The organism is Stenotrophomonas hibiscicola ATCC 19867 (genome assembly GCF_000382065.1).
Classification (GTDB): Bacteria; Pseudomonadota; Gammaproteobacteria; order Xanthomonadales; family Xanthomonadaceae; genus Stenotrophomonas; species Stenotrophomonas hibiscicola.
The window spans coordinates 1-17,657 of the sequence record NZ_KB907499.1 but is presented as its reverse complement, the minus strand read 5'-3'; the positions used below and the strand labels follow the sequence as shown (position 1 = coordinate 17,657).

Below are 17,657 nucleotides of genomic sequence, written 5' to 3'. Positions count from 1 at the left end.
CTCTGCTTTGAACAAGAACATGCGCATCCTGATCGTCGACGACTTCTCGACCATGCGTCGCATCGTCAAGAACCTGCTGGGCGATCTTGGCTTCACCAATACCGCCGAAGCCGAGGACGGGCATGCCGCGCTGTCGCTGCTGCAGAGCCAGTCGTTCGATTTCGTCGTCACCGACTGGAACATGCCGGTGATGACCGGCATCGAGCTGCTCAAGGCGATCCGCGCCGATGCCAAGCTGAAGACCCTGCCAGTGCTGATGGTCACTGCCGAAGCCAAGCGCGAACAGATCATCGAAGCCGCCCAGAACGGCGTGAACGGCTACATCATCAAGCCCTTCACCGCGCAGACGCTGGAAGAAAAGCTCGGCAAGATCTTTGAACGCCTGGCGGCCAGCGCCTGATGGATACCACGGTCGACAAGAACGCCCTCGCCCTGCGCCTGCAGGAAGCCCTGGACGCACTGGAGTCCGGTGACGAAGCTGCCTGGCGGCAACGCATCGACGGACTGGTCGCGCTGCGCACGCAGCCGATGATGAGCGGCCTGTCGCGGCTGGCCCGCGAGCTGGGACAGGCGCTGGGTGAACTACCGACCGTGCCCAGCGAGGCCGGTGAGCTGGATGACGCCTGCGCGCGCCTGGACCACGTGGTGGCGATGACCGAACAGGCCACCCACCGTACCCTGGACCTGGCCGAGGAATGCCGCAGCCTGACCGAACAGCTGCGTGCCGAAGGCCTGCAGCCAGGCCAGGACGCGCAGCTCGAGCGCATCCGCCACAACCTGACCGAGATCGCCCTGACCCAGAGCTACCAGGACCTGACCGGGCAGATCATCCGCCGCGTGGTCGGCATTGTCCGCCGCGTCCACGAAGGCTTCGGCGCACTCGGCCTGCCGCCGGAACAGCATCGCACCGACCCGGCACTGGCCGGGCCGGCACTGAAGGGACTGGACCGCCACGCGGTCTCGCAGAACGACGCCGACGACCTGTTGTCGGATCTGGGGCTGTAAGCATGAGCGCGGTATCCGACGACATCACTGCCGATTTCATCATCGAGGCGCAGGAGATCCTGGACCGCCTCGGCGAACAGCTGGTGTCGCTGGAGCAGGCACCGCAGGACAGCGACCAGCTCAATGCGGTGTTCCGCGGCTACCACACGCTCAAGGGCGGCGCCGGCTTCCTCGGCGTCACTGCCATGGTCGAGCTGTGCCACGCCGCTGAGGAGGCGCTGGGCGCGGCGCGCGCCGGCCAGGCCGTGCTGCAGGCCCACCACTTCGACGCGGCCCAGCAATCACTGGATTACCTGCAGTCGATGCTGGACGCCGTGTCGTCCGGCACCGAGCCGGGCTATGCGCCGCCGGACCTGATCGCCCAGTTCGACGTGCACGGGGGTGCCGTGGCTGCGCCCGCCGCCGCAGCAGCACCCGCCGCGGGGGGCAGCGACCTGATCACCGACGACGAATTCGAGGCGCTGCTCGACCAGCTGCACGGTGGCAATGCTCCGACTGCGATCGCGCCGGCAAAAAAAGCCGACGACGGCCTGATCAGCGAGGACGAGTTCGAAGCCCTGCTCGACCAGTTGCACGGTGGCGCCGCACCGGGTGCCAAGCCTGCTGCAGTCCTGGCACCGGCGCCGGCGCCCGCGCCGCGCCCGGTCGCTGCACCGGCACCCGTGGCCAAGCCGGCGGCCAAGCCGCTGGCCGAGGCCGAACACACGGTGCGCGTTGATACCAAACGCCTGGACGCGATCGTCAACCTGATCGGCGAACTGGTGCTGTCGCGCAATCGGCTCAAGACCCTGCGTGCACGCCTGCGCGATGAAGAGCTGGACCGCGCCGTGTCGACGCTGGATATCGCCACCGCGCGCCTGCAATCGGCGGTGATGCGCACCCGCATGCAGCCGGTGGGCAAGGTGTTCTCGCGGTTCCCCAAGGTCGCCCGCGACGTTGCCCGCTCGCTGAAGAAGGAAGTGGACCTGGAGCTGATCGGTGCCGAGACCGAGCTCGACCGCAACCTGGTCGAGGCCCTGGCCGACCCGCTGGTGCACCTGGTCCGCAACGCCATCGACCATGGCGTGGAAATGCCCGACCTGCGCGAAGCACAAGGCAAGCCGCGGATGGGCCATGTACGCCTGTCGGCGCAGCAGGAAGGCGACTACGTCAGCATCGAGGTGCAGGACGATGGCGCCGGCATCGACCCGGAGAAGCTGCGCGCGAAGGCGCGTGAGAAAGGCCTGATCGATCCAGAAGCCGCTGCCCGCCTGAGCAGCGAGGAGTGCCTGCACCTGGTGTTCCTGCCGGGCTTCTCGACCAAGCAGCAGGTCACCGATATCTCCGGCCGTGGCGTCGGCATGGACGTGGTGCAGTCGCGCATCCGCGAACTGAGCGGCCAGATCCAGATCCAGTCGGAACTGGGTCGTGGCAGCCGCTTCCTGATCCGCGTGCCGCTCACCCTGGCGATCCTGCCGACCCTGCTGGTGCAGGCCGGCGAGGACGTCTACGCACTACCCCTGGCACGCGTGATGGAAGTGCTGCACGCGCCGCGCACCTCGCTGGGCTGGTTCGATGGCCGCGCCGTGCTTGATCGCCGCTCGCACACCCTGCCGCTGGTCGACCTGCGCCAGTGGCTGGATGTGACACCGGCCGCGTCAACCCTGCTGACCATCGTGGTGCTGCAGGCCGGCGAAGCCCGCTTCGGGCTGGTCGTGGACCAGGTGCGCGGGCGTGAGGAAGTGGTCATCAAGCCACTGCCGAAGGCCCTGCGAGGCCTGCGCGGTTATGCCGGTGCAACCTTGATCGGCGATGGTCGCATGGCCCTGATCCTGGACGTGGACGGGCTGCGTTGAACCCCGCCAGGGCCATGCCCGGCAACCCGAAAAACTGTGACTACCGTCTGTACGCGATCTACCGGTGTCTCAAGTCCCATTCATACACGCCGATACCGGAACCATGGATAGACTCAGCCTCATTGGACTCTTTCTCGCCCTGGCCTCGCTGGTCGGTGGCAGCATCCTCAAGGGCGCCGGCCTGGCGTCGTTGTGGTCGCCTGCGGCGTTCGTGATCGTCATCGTCGGCACCGTCGCCGCGATCCTGCTGCATACCTCACCGGCGGTGTTCAAGCATGCGTTCAAGATCGTGCGCTGGGTCGTGCGCCCGCCACACAGTGATCGCCGCGAACTGATCCAGCAGATCGTCGAGTGGAGCAACATCGCCCGCCGCCAGGGCCTGCTGGGCCTGGAATCGCAGGTGGAAGCGCAGCAGGACCCGTTCCTGCGCAAGGGCCTGCAGCTGCTGGTGGACGGCGTCGAGCCCGAATCGATGCGGCACATGCTGGAAATCGAACTGGGCAGCCAGGAACACCAGGACCAGGCCGGCGCCAAGGTCTTCGAAGCGATGGGCATCTACGCACCGACACTCGGCATCATCGGTGCCGTGCTCGGCCTGATCGCGGTGATGAAGAACCTGGCCGACCCGAGCAAACTCGGCCACGGCATCGCCGCCGCGTTCACCGCCACCATCTACGGCATCGCCTCGGCCAATCTGCTGTTCCTGCCGGTGGCTGCCAAGCTCAAGAGTGTGATCTCGCACAACACCCGCGACCGCGAAATGGTCATTGAAGGCCTGATTTCGATCGCCCAGGGCGAGAACCCGCGCAACATCGAAACCAACCTTTCCGGCTTCCTGCACTGACATGGCCCGCCGCAAGCACCACGAAGAGCACGCCAACCATGAAGCATGGGCGATCCCCTATGCCGACCTGATGACGCTGCTGCTCGCCTTCTTCGTGGTCATGTACGCGATCTCCTCGGTCAACGAGGGCAAGTACCGGATCATGGCCGACGCGCTCACCGATGCCTTCGGTGGCGCACCGCGCACCATCAACCCGGTGCAGGTGGGGAACAAGCAGGTGCAGGGTGGCGGCTGGGACAGCCCTTCGGTGATCAAGTCCGGCACCAAGATCGGCCCCTCCGCGCCGGCGCCGTCGCACGACCCGACCCTGCTGCCGTCGATGGCCTCGCAGATGCGCATGCCGGTCTCCGTGCACAACCAGGAACAGATCGCCCGTGCCGAGCGCCAGCTCAACAGCATCGCCGACCGCCTCACCGCTGCATTGGCGCCGCTGATCGACCGCGGCATGATCAGCGTGCGCCGCACCGAGTTGTGGATTGAAGTGGAGATCAACAGCGACATCCTGTTCCCCACCGGCTCGGCCGCGCTGGACGTGCATGCACGGCAGACGCTGGCCAGCCTGGCCGAGGTGCTGCGTGACGTGCCCAACAGCGTGCGCGTGGAAGGCCATACCGACAACGTGCCGATCGCCACCGCCACCTTCCCTTCGAACTGGGAACTGTCGGCCGGACGCGCCGCCAGCGTGGTGCACCTGTTCGCCGACCAGGGCGTGCAGCCGTCGCGGCTGGCGATGGTCGGCTATGGCCAGTTCCGTCCGCGCGAAGAGAACGACAGCGCGCAGGGGCGCAACCGCAACCGCCGGGTGATGGTCATCATCCTGGCCGACACCTCGCATTCGGTGGATCCGCTCGGCCAGCGCCTCAATGCGGCCACCGGCGCCGTCGACGACAGCACCACCGAACAGGCCGCCGCAACTCCGGCCAGCGCCCCCACCTCCCCCATCGCACCGGTGAAGTTGCCGCCGGTGCCGGCTGGCAGCCGCGTCGGCGCCGCCGTTCCCCCGGCAATGAAGGAGTAAACCGATGCGCATCTGGGCAATCGCCAACCAGAAGGGCGGAGTCGGCAAGACCACCACCACCCTCGCCCTCGGCCGCGGCCTGGCCGCGCTGGGCCATCGCGTGCTGCTGATCGATCTCGATCCGCACGCCTCGCTCAGCCGCGCCTTCGGCGTACCGGTGGATCCGCCGCCGGCCGGCGTGCTGGAACTGTTCGGCGCTCCGCCGGCCGATCTTTCCAGCCTGTGCCATGCCAGCAGCATCCAAGGCCTGGACTATGTCTGCGCGCAGTCGGCGCTGGCCACGCTGGAGCGCCGCAGCGCCAACCAGCCCGGCCTCGGCCTGGCCCTGCAGAACGCACTGGCGCGCCACCAGGGCCAGCACGACTACATCCTGCTGGACTGTGCCCCCACCCTTGGCCTGTTGATGATCAACGCGCTGGCCGCTGCCGACCGCCTGATCATCCCCACCCAGGCCGAGCCGCTGGCCCTGCATGGCCTGGACGGCATGGTCCGCACCGGCGAGATGGTCGAGCGCTCTCGCCGCCGCCCGCTGCCGATCTCGATCCTGCCGACCCTGTTCGACCGCCGCACCCGCGCCGGCAACGAGTCGCTGCGCACCATGCAGGATCGTCATGGCACCCGCGTGTGGGAAGACGCCATTCCGATCGACACCCGCATCAGCAATGCCGCAGGCCTGACCCTGCCCAGCGTTGGTGAGGAGTACCCGGGCCGCGGCCTGGCCGCCTATCGCCGCGCACTGAACTGGATCCTCGGTGAGGATGCCCGCGCCCTGGAGCAGGCCGCATGAACAGCACCGGCGTACTGGACGACTATCTGGACGAACTGCTGGGCGAAGCGATCGCTCCGGCGGCCGTCGTGCTTCCAACGCCGGACAGCGTCGCCCCGGCCCCGGCCAGCATATCGCAACCGGAACATGAGCCGACCTGGGATGACCTGCCGGCCGAGGTGATCTACGAAACCGACACCGTCGCCGCGGCGCCTGCCGCGGACAACGCCGCGCTCGAAGCCGCCTTCGAGGCCGCCGCAACGGCCGGGCGCGAACCCACCTGGGACGATCTGCCTGCCGAGGTGATCTACGAAACGGAGACTGTTGCCGTTGCACCGGCAGAGGACGACGCAGCACTGGAGGCCGCCTTCGAGGCCGCCGCAATGCCGGTCGCCGCTCCCGAGCGGGAACCGACCTGGGATGATCTGCCTGACGAGGTGATCCACGAGACGGCCCCGGCCAAGGCCGGCCCGGAGCCCACCTGGGACGACCTGCCCGACGAAGTGATCTACGAGACCGACGCGGCCGACAGCCATCACCTCGCCCACACTGACAGCCCCGGCCTGCAGGCTGCGTTCGAGGCCGCTGCCGGCGGCGCGGATGTCCCCACGCCGCCCCCGGCCGTGGTAGCGCCCCCGGCGCCGCGCCCTGCACCCGCGCCTGCCCCGGCTGCGCCCGCTGCCGTCGCGCCGCCGCCCCGCGTTGCCGTGGATGCCCCGGCCACCAACCGTCCCGGCACCTGGCAGGAACTGCAGGCACAGGCTCTCCAGCCCGCCAGCAGCCCGCATCCGCAGAACCGCCGCGCCGGCGAGCGCACCTCGCGCTGGCTGCGCCTGCGTTGCGGCACCCAGGCTTATGCGCTGGAACTGCTGAAGGTGCAGGAAGTGGTGCTGCCAGTTCCCCTGCTGCCATTGCGCGGCACCGCACCAGCGATGCTCGGCATCATGAACCTTCGGGGCCAGGTGGTACCGGTGATGGATCTCGGCCTGCACCTGGGTGCGGCCGCTGCCGAAGACGATTCGCAGACCCGCATCGTGGTGCTGGAGGAAGACGGCGAAACCATCGGCCTGCGCGTGTCGGCGGTGGAAGATGTCGCCAACCTTACCGACTCGCAGATCGAGCCGCCTGATACCGCGCGCATCTGCCAGATTTCCAACGACCTGTTCCGTGGCGTCGCCCGGGTCAGCCAGCGTCCGATGATCCTGCTCGACGCCACACGGCTGTTGAGTTGAGTCGGCGCTTTGCGCCGACGCGGTGCCTGTCGGGGACTGCAGGTGCCGATGCGCAGCATTGGCATCTCCCGTCCCCGAACAACACCGCATCGGCGCACCGCGTCGATTCCCCTAAAGAACCCTGCCGGGGTGCCGTTATGGATCACGGAACCGTTTGTCCGGAGCAACGATGAGCACTGTCGAACTGGGTGGGGATCTCGGCATCGAGAGCAGCACCGAGCTCAAGAACCGCCTCGCCCCGCTGGTGGCGCAGGCAGGCGAGCTGACCCTGGATGCAAGCCAGGTCGCCCGCATCCACACGGCCGCCGTGCAGGTGCTGTGTGCATTCGTGCAGGCCCGCCGCGAGGCAGGCCTGGGCACCGGCTTCCACGGTTGCACCGCAACCTTCCGTGACGCCGCGCGCCTGCTGGGCGTCACCCAGGCCCTGGGCCTGGACGCAACCCATGACAACCTGAAATCTGTGGAGAACGCTGCATGAGCGCACGTATCTTGGTGGTGGACGATTCGGCGTCGATGCGCCAGATGGTTTCCTTCGCCCTCACCTCGGCCGGTTTTGCCGTCGAAGAAGCCGAAGACGGCGCGGTCGCGCTCGGTCGCGCCAAGGGCCAGCGCTTCAATGCGGTGGTCACCGACGTCAACATGCCGAACATGGACGGCATCGCGCTGATCCGCGAACTGCGCCAGCTGCCGGACTACAAGTTCACCCCGCTGCTGATGCTGACCACCGAATCGGCTGCCGACAAGAAGTCCGAAGGCAAGGCCGCCGGTGCCACCGGCTGGCTGGTCAAGCCGTTCAATCCGGAACAGCTGGTCGCCACCGTGCAGAAAGTGCTGGGCTGATCGCCCCGCACCGCTCCCCTTCTTCGCTTCCGGACCGCCACTGCCATGAGCATGGACCTGCAACGCTTCCACGCCACCTTCTTCGAGGAGAGCCGCGAAGGCCTCGACGCGATGGAGGCTGGCCTGCTGGCCCTGGAATCGGGGCAGCAGGACGCGGAGATCATCAATTCGGTGTTCCGCGCCGCCCATTCGATCAAGGGCGGCGCCGGCACCTTCGGCTTCGATGCCATCGCCGGCCTGACCCACGTGCTGGAAACGCTGCTCGATGAGCTGCGTGCCGGCAAGCGGGCGCTGGAAGGCCATGCCGTCGACGCCATGCTGTCTTCGGTGGACGTGCTTCGCGCCCTGCTGCGCGAAGCCGAACACGGCCAGGCTGCCGACCCCGCCGCTGTCGCCGCAGTGAAGGCGCGCCTGGAAGCCGTTCTCTCCGGCCAGGCCGCATCGAGCGCTCCGGTCGTGGCAGCGGCCAAGGTGGACGATACCCCCGAAGCCTGGCAGATTGGTTTCACTCCAGCGCCGTCGCTGTTCATGAGTGGCAACGATCCGCTGCGCATCATCCGCGAACTGGAACACCTCGGTTCGCTGCAGGTCGCCGCGCGCATGGAACGCCTGCCCGGCTTCGCCCAGCTCGACCCGCTGGAGGCCCACCTGGCGTGGGATCTGGGCCTGGTCGGCAAGGTGCCGCGCAGCAAGATCGAAGACACCTTCGCCTGGGTGTTGGACGACTGCGAACTGGACATCCGTCCGGCCGCGCCGCCAAGCCTGGCCACCCAGGCCCCGGCCGCAGCGGCCCCCGCTCCGGTGGCAGCGGCGCCGTCGGCACCTGCCGCGCCTGCCGCCAGCGGTGGTGCCAGCCAGGAGGCGGAAACCTCGATCCGCGTCAGCGTCGACAAGGTCGATGCGCTGATCAACCTGGTCGGCGAACTGGTCATCACCCAGGCCATGCTCAAGCAGGTCTCGCACGCGCTGGACCCGGTCCACGCCGAGAGCCTGTTCGCCGGCCTGGACCAGCTTGAACGCAACACACGCGACCTGCAGGAAGCGGTGATCGGCGTGCGCATGCTGCCCGTCGATGCGGTGTTCCGCCGCTTCCCGCGCCTGGTCCGGGACCTGTCCAGCCGCCTCGGCAAGCAGGTGCGCCTGCGCACCGTCGGCGAAGGCACCGAACTGGACAAGGGCCTGATCGAGAAGATCGCCGATCCGCTGGTGCATCTGGTACGCAACTCGATCGACCACGGCTTGGAAATGCCCGACGTCCGCCGCGGTGCGGGCAAGGACGAGACCGGCACGATCACGCTGGCAGCCTCGCATCAAGGCGGCCATATCGTCATCGAAGTCAGCGACGATGGCCGTGGCCTGGACCGCGCCAAGATCCTGGCCAAGGCTCACGAACGCGGCCTGGCCGTGCCGGACAACCCGACCGATTCGCAGGTCTGGGACCTGATCTTCCAGCCAGGCTTCTCCACGGCCGATGCGGTCACCGACCTGTCCGGGCGTGGTGTCGGCATGGACGTGGTCCGCCGCAACATCCAGGCACTGGGCGGCGAGGTGCAGATCGAAAGCAGCCTCGGTACCGGCACCCGCACGCTGATCCGCCTGCCGCTGACCCTGGCCATCCTCGATGGCATGACCGTAGCAGTGGCCGGCGAAACCCTGATCCTGCCCCTGGCGTACGTGCTGGAGGCCCTGCAGCCGCAGGCCGAGGACATCCGCAGCATGGCCGGCGAGGGCCGCGTGCTGCGCGTGCGTGGCGAGTACCTGCCGATCCTCTCGCTGAGCGAGTACTACGGCTACGGCAACCGCGCACCCGGCAGCGAATCGCTGGTGGTGGTGGTCGAAGGTGATGGCCAGAAGATCGCGCTGGAGGTGGACGAACTGGTCGGCCAGCAGCAGGTCGTGGTGAAGAACATCGAGAACAACTACCGCCGCATCGGCGGAGTATCCGGCGCCACCATCCTCGGCGACGGCCGGGTCGCGCTGATCGTCGACATCGGTGGGTTGGTGCGCTCGCTGCGGATGCCGCAGGCGGCCTGATCCACGCTGCATGCGAACCATGGACCGCCGCCCCTCGGGGCGGCGGTTTTCGTTTGTGTTCGCCCTGCCAGGGGGGTCAGATTCCCTTCCGCAGGAACGGAATATGACTGCGGGACGGCACCCCGAAACCACATCGTGAACTCCGTCGGCACGATAGTTGCTGTCGCAACCACTTCATCCAATCGAAAACCGCGTCGCTGCAACGCTTCCGCGCTGCCCTCCCTACGCATCCGAATGTGATCTGCGTCCATAAAGTCCATCGAGACTGCGCCGCTATTTCGCATTGACGGCCGTCACCGAACCCCACCGGGAACCACCGTTCGCTCTGCAACCACCCCCAAACCGGCGCACAGACGCCGGCACTCTGCCCACCTGGAGCACCCTGCATGAAGTGGTTCCAAGATCTGCCCATCGCCCGCAAGCTGGCTGTGGGGTTCACCCTCACCACGTTGATGACCCTGATCCTCGGCGCGTTCGCCCTGCTGCGACTGAGCGAAGCCAACGCGCAGCTACGCGACATGGCTGGCAACGATATCCCCTCGGTCCAGCACCTGGGCGAGGCGCGCTCGCAGCTCGGGGAGTTCCGCACCTACGAACTGGCCCAGCTGAGCATGCTCGACCAGCCGGAAAAGGTGGCCGACTACAACAAGCGCATGGACGACACCGCCAAGGCCGTACATGACGAACTGGCGGCGTACGCGGCGCTGCCGGCGCTGGACAAGGAGCGTGAACTGTATCGCGCAGCCAGCGCGCAACTGGATCGCTATTTCGCCGCCAACAAGGCGATGCGCGACGCCGTGACCGCCGGTGACGGCGTCCTGGCGCGGCAGATCTCCGACGAGCAGTCACGCCCGGCGCGCCGCGACCTGTTCGCTGCGATGAAGGCACTGGGCGCCCATATCGCCGGGCAGATGGACGGCAAGATCGCCGACGCCAACGCCACCCATCGCAACAGCATGATCGCCATCATCGGCTGCATCATCCTGCTGTCGCTGGTGGCCGCCGCGCTGGCCATCGTCATCTCGCGCGCGGTCACCGGCCCGCTGGGCAAGGCCGTGCATGCCATCCAGGCGGTCGCCCGCGGCGATCTCAGCGTCAGCACCCAGGCCACCAGCAGGGACGAAGCCGGCAGGATGCTTACGGCCACGGCCGAAATGACCGCAATGCTGCGCCGTTTCAGCGAGCAGACGCAGCTGATGGCACAGATGCATGCCGGCCCGGACATCAGCCACCGTATTCCGGAAGACTTCCCGGGCGTCTACGGCCAGCTGGCCAGCGGCATCAACACGGTGATCTTCGAACACCTCGATGCGATCGTCGATGCCATTGAAGTGCTCAACCAGTACGCCATCGGCAACCTTGCTCCGGACGCCCGCCGCCTGCCAGGCAGCCGCGCGATCCTGCACGAATCGATGGACGCCGCCAAGGCCAGCCTGCTGGCCATCAATACGCAGATCCAGCACCTGGCCTCGGCCGCCGCTGCGGGCGACTTCAGCCAGCGCGGTGACGCGCAGCGCTTCGATCACGATTTCCGCGTGATGATCGAGCAGCTCAACAGCATGATGCAGGTGGCCGACGGCAACCTCGGCCAGCTCTCGCAGCTGCTGCAATCGATCGCAGCCGGCGATCTGACCGCGCGCATGGACGGCCAGTTCAACGGCGTGTTCGCGCGCATGCGTGACGATGCCAATACCACGGTTACGCAGCTGACCCAGATCGTGAGCCAGATCCAGGCCAGCGCTTCGAGCATCACGCTTGCCGCCGGCGAGATCGCCTCGGGCAACAGCGACCTGTCGCGCCGTACCGAGCAGCAGGCCGCCAACCTGGAGGAAACCGCCGCCTCGATGGAGGAACTGACCTCCACCGTGCGCCAGAACGCCGAACACGCCCGCCAGGCCAACCAGCTCGCCATCGGCGCCCATGGCGTCGCCTCGCAGGGCGGCGAGGTGGTCGGCCAGGTGGTTACCACCATGTCGGCCATCGAAGCCTCGTCGAAGAAAATCGCCGAGATCATCAGCGTCATCGACGGCATCGCGTTCCAGACCAACATCCTGGCACTGAACGCCGCGGTGGAAGCCGCCCGTGCCGGCGAACAGGGCCGTGGCTTCGCCGTGGTTGCCAGCGAAGTGCGTACCCTCGCCCAGCGCTCGGCCGCCGCCGCCAAGGAAATCAAGGGCCTGATCGACGACTCGGTGGGCAAGGTCGCCGAAGGCTCCAGCCTGGTGCACCAGGCCGGCAGCACGATGGGCGAGATCGTCGCCTCGGTGCAGCGCGTGACCGACATCATGGCCGAGATCTCCGCCGCATCGCAGGAACAGAGCGCCGGCATCGAGCAGGTCAACCAGACCGTGGTGCAGATGGACGAAACCACCCAGCAGAACGCTGCGCTGGTGGAGGAAGCCACCGCCGCCGCGCGTGCGATGGAAGACCAGGCCGTGCAGCTGGGCGAAGCCGTGGCCCGCTTCCGGCTGGCATCGCAGGGCACGACGGCCATTCCGGCGCGTCCGCTGGCGGCGCCGGTACCGCGCCAGGTCGCAGCTGCCGCACCGGTCGTGAAGGCGGCCCCGGCACGTACGCTGCGCACCGGGACAGCCCAGTCGGCGCTGGCTGCAGACGGCGACTGGCAGGAGTTCTGATGTCGCGAGGGTCGGACCCTTCTCCTTCGGGAGAGGGGTCTGGTCCCTTACGCATGGAAAGTGATGCAAATCCCACTTCATAATCCGGTGCAGAGGCCGATATCCCCATCGAGCCTCGCGCCAACGCGTGCTGGCGCCCGCCCCTGACCATAGATTCCATGTCCGACGGCAACGACACTGCAGTGCATGATGTCCACGCGGCTGATGCCGCCGACGAACGTTTCCTGGTCCGCAACCCGCGCCAGTTGCGCCAGCTGCTGCGCTCGCTGATCGACCAGCGATCACTGATCAATGCCCATATCGACGGCCGCGACCGGTCGTTCCCGACCGCACTGCTCGAACTCGAAGAGGATGAAGACTACCTGCTGCTCGATGGCAGCCTGCAGGAGGCTTCCAACCGCGCCGCTGAACAGGCCGACCATCTGCTGTGCTTCGCCCAGCTCGAGCGTGTCCTCGTGCGGTTCCGCCTGCAAGCGCTGGAGCGCGTGGACAACGATGGGCACGTTGCCTTTCGCGCTCCCCTTCCGGACGAACTGGTGCATCTGCAACGCCGTGAGATGTACCGGCTGGAAACCCCCGTCACCGATTCGCCCCAACTGCTGATCCCCGCCGGCGAGAGCCGCGCCGACGCCCTGTCGATGCGGGTGGTGGACATCAGTGGCGGCGGCCTGGCGGTCGCCGTGCCTACCGATTGCGCAGTGTTCAGCCTGCAGAAGCGCTACCCGGCGGTGCTGTCGTTGCCCGACGGCCCGGACCTGGAGATCGGGCTGGTTGTCTGCAACCTGTTGCCGCAGCGCCAACCCAACGGGATCGAGATCAAGCGGGTGGGCATGCGCTTTGACACCCTGCCGCGCGGCGCCGACAGCGCCATCCAGCGCTACATCTTCCGCATCGACCGCCAGCGCAAGGCACGCCGCAACGGCGAGCTGTAGGGCGCGTTTCAATGGGTAGTGGCGGCCGCTGGCCGGCAACCCGCATATTGCCGTTGCCGGCCAGCGGCCGGCACTACCGATCCTCGGCAGACGCACGCCATGCGCGGATGCCTCCGAGCCGGCACCTAAAGTCCCCCCCGGCGGGGCCGATATCGAGCCTGACACCGGGACTTCCGGCAGAACCAGGACCCCTCGATGAACGACAAGACCAACTCCGCCGCCAGCGCCGGTGGCGAATTCCTCAGCTTCACCCTTGGTGACGAGCACTACGGCGTGGACATCCTCAAGGTGCAGGAAATCCGCGGCTACGACGCCGTCACCCGGGTGCCGGATGCACCGGACTACATCAAGGGCGTGATCAACCTGCGCGGCACCATCGTGCCGGTCATCGACCTGCGCCTGAAGCTGCGCCTGGACAATGCCCGCTACGACGCCTTCACCGTGATGATCGTGCTGAACGTCGAAGACCGCGTGGTCGGCATCGTGGTCGACAGCGTCTCGGACGTCATCCCGCTGTCGGCCGAGCAGATCCGTCCGACCCCGGAATTCGGCGCTGCCGTCGACACCCGCTTCATCTCCGGCATCGGCACCCACGACGACCGCATGCTGATCCTGCTGGACATCGAGACCCTGCTCGACAGCGCCGACATGGGGCAGAACGCCCTTGCCGAAGACGCTGCTGCCTGATCGAGCGGACCTGCTTCACGTTCCGGTCACAAAACCCTTCAGTTCTCCCCGGCAGTGCCGATAGGGGGACAGAAGCCGGTCGCGCAGGAGCGCGCGGAACCGGAACGACCATCACCATCCCCGGAGATATACCTCGATGAAGTCCCTGCTTGCGTTCGTTTCGGCCGCTGTCCTGGCCGCCACCGCCTCCTCCGCGTTCGCCCAGTCGGCCGACATGATCCCGCCGGAACTGGCACCGCGCTCGGTCGGCAAGGACGGCATGGTCTGCGGCAAGGTCGAAAAGGCCCGCTACGCAGAAGGTTCCGAAGGCCAGCCGACCTTCCTGTACATGGGCGGCGCCTTCCCGCGCCACACCTTCTCGGCCCGCATCGCCGGCGAGAACCGCAGCAAGTTCTCCTTCCCGCTGGAAACCCTGGAAGGCAAGACCGTGTGCGTGATCGGCAAGATCCAGCGTGACGCCTCGCGCGCGGAAATCGAAGTCAGCTCGCCGGCTGGCCTGAAGCTGGCCAACATCAAGTAATCCGCTGTCCGTCGGACCACGCCGGTGCTGGTGCCGGCGTGGTTTCTGCTGCAACCGGGCCCGATGCCCGGGCGCGTCTGCCTTAGGAGCTCGCAACGCCCATGCCGTGGATCAACAACCTGAAACTGATGCCGAAGCTGCTGCTGACTTTCGGCGTCCTCCTGCTGGTGATGCTGTTGCAGGGCATCGTCGCCTATCGCGGCCTGCATTCGCTGAACAACGTCACCACCGAGCTGGCCGGTTCACGCATGGAGAGCATCCGCCTCGCCGGCGAGATGCGCGGCATGCTGGGCGAATACCGCAATGCCGCCTACCAGCAACTGATCCGGGCCAGCGACGACGTCAAGTCCGATGCGCGCAAGCAGGGCGTCGAGCTGCGCGCGAGCATGGACAAGTCGATCAAGGAGTACCCGAAGCTGGTCGACAACGCGCAGCAGAAGAAGCTGTTCGACACGTTCGCCAAGGAGTGGAAGGACGCCCTGGCCTCCTATGACAGTGTCACCGAGATGCTGGAACTGGACCTGCCGGACGATGCCATCGATACCTTCGTCGGCGAAACCCGCACCAAGCACCGCAAGGCCGCCTCGGCACTGGAAGCGCTGATCGCCGAAGACAACCGTCTGGCCCGCGCCTCGCGCGAACAGGCCGCGTCCACCTATTCCGCCTCGGCCGTGCTGACCGTGATCGCCCTGCTGGGTGGCGCCGCGCTCGGCCTGGTGCTGGTCTGGCTGTTCGCCCGCGCACTGGTCGGCAGCGTGCGCGGCGCCGTCTCGGTCGCCAACGACGTCGCCGGTGGCAAGCTCGATGGCCATATCGACGTCAGCCGCCAGGACGAGGTAGGCGAACTGATGCAGGCCATGCAGCGCATGCAGCGCGACCTGCGCGAACGCATCGAGACCGACCAGGCGGTCGCCCGCGAGAACCTGCGCATCCGCACCGCGCTGGATTACAGCTCCACCGGCGTGTACCTGACTGATACCAGCAACACCATCGTTTACACCAATCGCGCCCTGCAGCAGACCCTGAGCCAGTACCAGGACGACGTGCGCCGCGACCTGCCGGACTTCGATGCCCAGGCCTCGCTGATCGGCAAGCCGGTCACCGTGCTTGAGCACCGTGGCGAAATGGACCAGACCCTGCTGGGCAACCTGAAGGCGCACGGTGTCGCCCGCCGCCCGATGCAGTATGGCGACGCCCAGTTTGCCCAGGTCGTCTCGACCATCCGCAATGAGGACGGTGACACTGTCGGCTACGTGGTGGAATGGCGCGACCGTACCCAGGAAGCGCAGGTTGAAGCGGAAGTGGCCCGCGTGATCGCCCAGGCCGCCGCCGGCGACCTGTCCGGCCGCATCGATGCTACCGACAAAGAAGGCTTCTTCCTGCAGCTGGCCCAGCAGATCAACGGCCTGCTGGACGCCAACGCCGGCAGCATCGAACAGATCTCCGGCCTGCTCGCCGCACTGTCGCAGGGTGACCTGACCGTGCGCATGCATGGCGACTACCAGGGTGTGTTCGCCCGTATGCGCGACGATGCCAACGCCACGGCCGCGCAGCTGAGCGAGATCGTCACCCGCATCAAGCAGTCCAGCCGCGCGATCAGCTCGGCCGCCGGCGAGATCGCCTCGGGCAACAGCGATCTGTCGCGCCGTACCGAACAGCAGGCCGCCAATCTGGAAGAAACCGCAGCCTCGATGGAGGAACTGACCTCCACCGTGCGCCAGAACGCCGAACACGCCCGCCAGGCCAACCAGCTCGCCATCGGCGCCCATGGCGTCGCCTCGCAGGGCGGTGAGGTGGTGGGCCAGGTGGTTACCACCATGTCGGCCATCGAAGCCTCGTCGAAGAAAATCGCCGAGATCATCAGCGTCATCGACGGCATCGCGTTCCAGACCAACATCCTGGCACTGAACGCCGCGGTGGAAGCCGCCCGTGCCGGCGAACAGGGCCGTGGCTTCGCCGTGGTTGCCAGCGAAGTGCGTACCCTCGCCCAGCGCTCGGCCGCCGCCGCCAAGGAAATCAAGGGCCTGATCGACGACTCGGTCGGCAAGGTGAACGATGGCTCGGCGCTGGTGCACAAGGCTGGCGCCACCATGGGCGAGATCGTCGCCTCGGTGCAGCGCGTGACCGACATCATGGCCGAGATCTCCGCCGCTTCGCAGGAACAGAGCGCCGGCATCGAGCAGGTCAACCAGACCGTGGTGCAGATGGACGAAACCACGCAGCAGAATGCTGCTCTGGTGGAGGAAGCCACCGCCGCCGCCCGTGCCATGGAAGAACAGGCCGGCCACCTCAGCGAGGCCGTGTCGATCTTCGTGGTCGACGAAGCCGATACCGTGGTTGCACCGCGCGTCGCCGCGGCCCCGGCCCCGCGTGCTGCCGCATCGGCGGCACCGGCTCCGGCCGCCCCGCCCGCCCGCCGCAGCGCGGGTGGTCGCCCGATGGCCACGGAACTGGCCGACGGGGACTGGCAGGAATTCTGATGCCTGCCTGACCTGAGGTACGAGAACGCCCTGGCCCTGTGCTGGGGCGTTTTTGTTTACGGGATATCTGATTATCCAGCCAACGGCGAAGCCCCTCGGGGTGGTCGGTCGAAGTGCTGGGCTGCTGAGGGCAGGCCGGGAGGGTGGGCTGCGCAGGGGACGCCGTGAATACGTCCTTGTAGGCTCGGTCGCCGCTTGCTCGTGTGCGCTGTCCTGCGCACACGGCAAGACCGGGGTTGGGCGTCCTGCCCAACCCGCCCGAGGCATGCCTCGGGCCCATGCGGCTCACGCCCCTGCGTAGCCCACCCTCCCGGCCACGGAAAATTTCCGTGCGCGTCCACCCCGGATTGAAGAAAGAAAAGCAAAAAACAAAAGCCAGGTCACTTCCGGGGTCAGATCCGTTTTCCTGCGGAAAACGGATCTGACCCCTCTTTCCACTTGGAAACCCAACGCTCTTGCCGTCCGACGCCGGGATATCGAATGGGCCGGGCCAGGGTGGGATGGCGGGGTGAGTCCGGTTGCGGGGGACGCCGTAAACCCGTCCATGAAGTGACCCCCGGGAGTTGGACGCCAGATCCAACCCCGAGGGATACATGAACAGATACGACGCTCGTTTCAAACTGCAGGTCGCCAAAGAGGCCTGCAAGACCTCCACATCAGTCAAAGCCGTTGCTCGTCGCCACAGCCTGGAGGCCTCCACGGTCAGGCGCTGGGTGGCGACCTATCGGCTGTATGGTTGGCGCGGATTTCATCGCCAGGCCCGGTTCTATGACCTCCCGTTCAAGTTGGCTGTCCTGGAAAAAATGAGCCAGGACGGTATGTCCGGGC

Annotated in this window: 16 protein-coding genes; all 16 read left to right on the top strand. The window is 67.1% G+C overall.

From position 1 onward, the window contains the following. Positions 1-7: 7 nt before the first annotated feature. On the top strand, positions 8-400 hold the full coding sequence (gene cheY / locus G370_RS0104930) for a chemotaxis response regulator CheY (RefSeq protein WP_019659592.1): 393 nt from the start codon (positions 8-10) through the stop codon (positions 398-400). Next, positions 400-1,005 carry a protein phosphatase CheZ gene (locus tag G370_RS0104925; RefSeq protein ID WP_019659591.1) on the top strand — a complete coding sequence of 202 codons (606 nt, stop codon included), beginning with the start codon at positions 400-402 and terminating at the stop codon, positions 1,003-1,005. Before cheY ends, G370_RS0104925 begins: the two co-directional genes overlap by 1 nt. A gap of 2 nt (positions 1,006-1,007) precedes the next feature. Further along, the gene (locus tag G370_RS0104920) at positions 1,008-2,840 is read left to right on the top strand and encodes a chemotaxis protein CheA (RefSeq protein WP_026346971.1); all 1,833 of its coding nucleotides are present in this window, start codon (positions 1,008-1,010) and stop codon (positions 2,838-2,840) included. 103 nt (positions 2,841-2,943) lie between these two features. After that, the gene (locus G370_RS0104915; RefSeq protein WP_010482457.1) at positions 2,944-3,684 is read left to right on the top strand and encodes a flagellar motor protein; all 741 of its coding nucleotides are present in this window, start codon (positions 2,944-2,946) and stop codon (positions 3,682-3,684) included. 1 nt (position 3,685) lies between these two features. Beyond that, positions 3,686-4,702 (top strand): flagellar motor protein MotD, encoded by a 1,017-nt coding sequence (gene motD, locus G370_RS0104910; protein ID WP_019659590.1) that lies wholly within the window; start codon positions 3,686-3,688, stop codon positions 4,700-4,702. A gap of 4 nt (positions 4,703-4,706) precedes the next feature. Further along, positions 4,707-5,489 (top strand): ParA family protein, encoded by a 783-nt coding sequence (locus G370_RS0104905; RefSeq protein ID WP_019659589.1) that lies wholly within the window; start codon positions 4,707-4,709, stop codon positions 5,487-5,489. Further along, positions 5,486-6,700: a chemotaxis protein CheW gene (locus G370_RS0104900; protein WP_019659588.1), complete on the top strand. Its 1,215-nt coding sequence runs from the start codon at positions 5,486-5,488 to the stop codon at positions 6,698-6,700. The genes G370_RS0104905 and G370_RS0104900 overlap by 4 nt, the downstream gene beginning before the upstream one ends. A gap of 169 nt (positions 6,701-6,869) precedes the next feature. Next, positions 6,870-7,178 (top strand): STAS domain-containing protein, encoded by a 309-nt coding sequence (locus G370_RS0104895; RefSeq protein ID WP_019659587.1) that lies wholly within the window; start codon positions 6,870-6,872, stop codon positions 7,176-7,178. Next, positions 7,175-7,540, top strand: a complete 366-nt coding sequence (locus G370_RS0104890; RefSeq protein ID WP_005409521.1) for a response regulator — start codon at positions 7,175-7,177, stop codon at positions 7,538-7,540. The genes G370_RS0104895 and G370_RS0104890 overlap by 4 nt, the downstream gene beginning before the upstream one ends. A gap of 45 nt (positions 7,541-7,585) precedes the next feature. After that, on the top strand, positions 7,586-9,574 hold the full coding sequence (locus G370_RS0104885; protein WP_019659586.1) for a chemotaxis protein CheA: 1,989 nt from the start codon (positions 7,586-7,588) through the stop codon (positions 9,572-9,574). A 386-nt stretch (positions 9,575-9,960) separates the two neighbouring features. Beyond that, positions 9,961-12,210, top strand: a complete 2,250-nt coding sequence (locus tag G370_RS0104880; protein ID WP_019659585.1) for a methyl-accepting chemotaxis protein — start codon at positions 9,961-9,963, stop codon at positions 12,208-12,210. Positions 12,211-12,368: 158 nt separating this feature from the next. Further along, entirely contained in the window at positions 12,369-13,142 is a 774-nt protein-coding gene (locus tag G370_RS0104875) for a flagellar brake protein (protein WP_019659584.1), read from the top strand. Positions 13,143-13,337: 195 nt separating this feature from the next. Further along, positions 13,338-13,829: a chemotaxis protein CheW gene (locus tag G370_RS0104870; protein WP_019659583.1), complete on the top strand. Its 492-nt coding sequence runs from the start codon at positions 13,338-13,340 to the stop codon at positions 13,827-13,829. 136 nt (positions 13,830-13,965) lie between these two features. Beyond that, entirely contained in the window at positions 13,966-14,349 is a 384-nt protein-coding gene (locus tag G370_RS0104865; protein ID WP_019659582.1) for a hypothetical protein, read from the top strand. 101 nt (positions 14,350-14,450) lie between these two features. Continuing rightward, on the top strand, positions 14,451-16,829 hold the full coding sequence (locus G370_RS0104860) for a methyl-accepting chemotaxis protein (protein ID WP_019659581.1): 2,379 nt from the start codon (positions 14,451-14,453) through the stop codon (positions 16,827-16,829). A gap of 593 nt (positions 16,830-17,422) precedes the next feature. Continuing rightward, positions 17,423-17,657 (top strand): transposase (locus tag G370_RS0104855; RefSeq protein WP_026346970.1); only part of this gene is annotated, 235 nt, incomplete at its 3' end.

Excerpts from the sequence above, each read along its gene's own strand:
- G370_RS0104860 (WP_019659581.1), top strand. The coding sequence starts at position 14,451 with ATGCCGTGGATCAACAACCTGAAACTGATGCCGAAGCTGCTGCTGACT.
- G370_RS0104915 (WP_010482457.1), top strand. The coding sequence starts at position 2,944 with ATGGATAGACTCAGCCTCATTGGACTCTTTCTCGCCCTGGCCTCGCTG.
- G370_RS0104870 (WP_019659583.1), top strand. The coding sequence starts at position 13,338 with ATGAACGACAAGACCAACTCCGCCGCCAGCGCCGGTGGCGAATTCCTC.
- G370_RS0104900 (WP_019659588.1), top strand. The coding sequence starts at position 5,486 with ATGAACAGCACCGGCGTACTGGACGACTATCTGGACGAACTGCTGGGC.
- G370_RS0104885 (WP_019659586.1), top strand. The coding sequence starts at position 7,586 with ATGAGCATGGACCTGCAACGCTTCCACGCCACCTTCTTCGAGGAGAGC.
- G370_RS0104895 (WP_019659587.1), top strand. The coding sequence starts at position 6,870 with ATGAGCACTGTCGAACTGGGTGGGGATCTCGGCATCGAGAGCAGCACC.
- G370_RS0104875 (WP_019659584.1), top strand. The coding sequence starts at position 12,369 with ATGTCCGACGGCAACGACACTGCAGTGCATGATGTCCACGCGGCTGAT.
- motD (WP_019659590.1), top strand. The coding sequence starts at position 3,686 with ATGGCCCGCCGCAAGCACCACGAAGAGCACGCCAACCATGAAGCATGG.
- G370_RS0104880 (WP_019659585.1), top strand. The coding sequence starts at position 9,961 with ATGAAGTGGTTCCAAGATCTGCCCATCGCCCGCAAGCTGGCTGTGGGG.
- G370_RS0104925 (WP_019659591.1), top strand. The coding sequence starts at position 400 with ATGGATACCACGGTCGACAAGAACGCCCTCGCCCTGCGCCTGCAGGAA.
- G370_RS0104890 (WP_005409521.1), top strand. The coding sequence starts at position 7,175 with ATGAGCGCACGTATCTTGGTGGTGGACGATTCGGCGTCGATGCGCCAG.
- G370_RS0104865 (WP_019659582.1), top strand. The coding sequence starts at position 13,966 with ATGAAGTCCCTGCTTGCGTTCGTTTCGGCCGCTGTCCTGGCCGCCACC.
- G370_RS0104905 (WP_019659589.1), top strand. The coding sequence starts at position 4,707 with ATGCGCATCTGGGCAATCGCCAACCAGAAGGGCGGAGTCGGCAAGACC.
- G370_RS0104920 (WP_026346971.1), top strand. The coding sequence starts at position 1,008 with ATGAGCGCGGTATCCGACGACATCACTGCCGATTTCATCATCGAGGCG.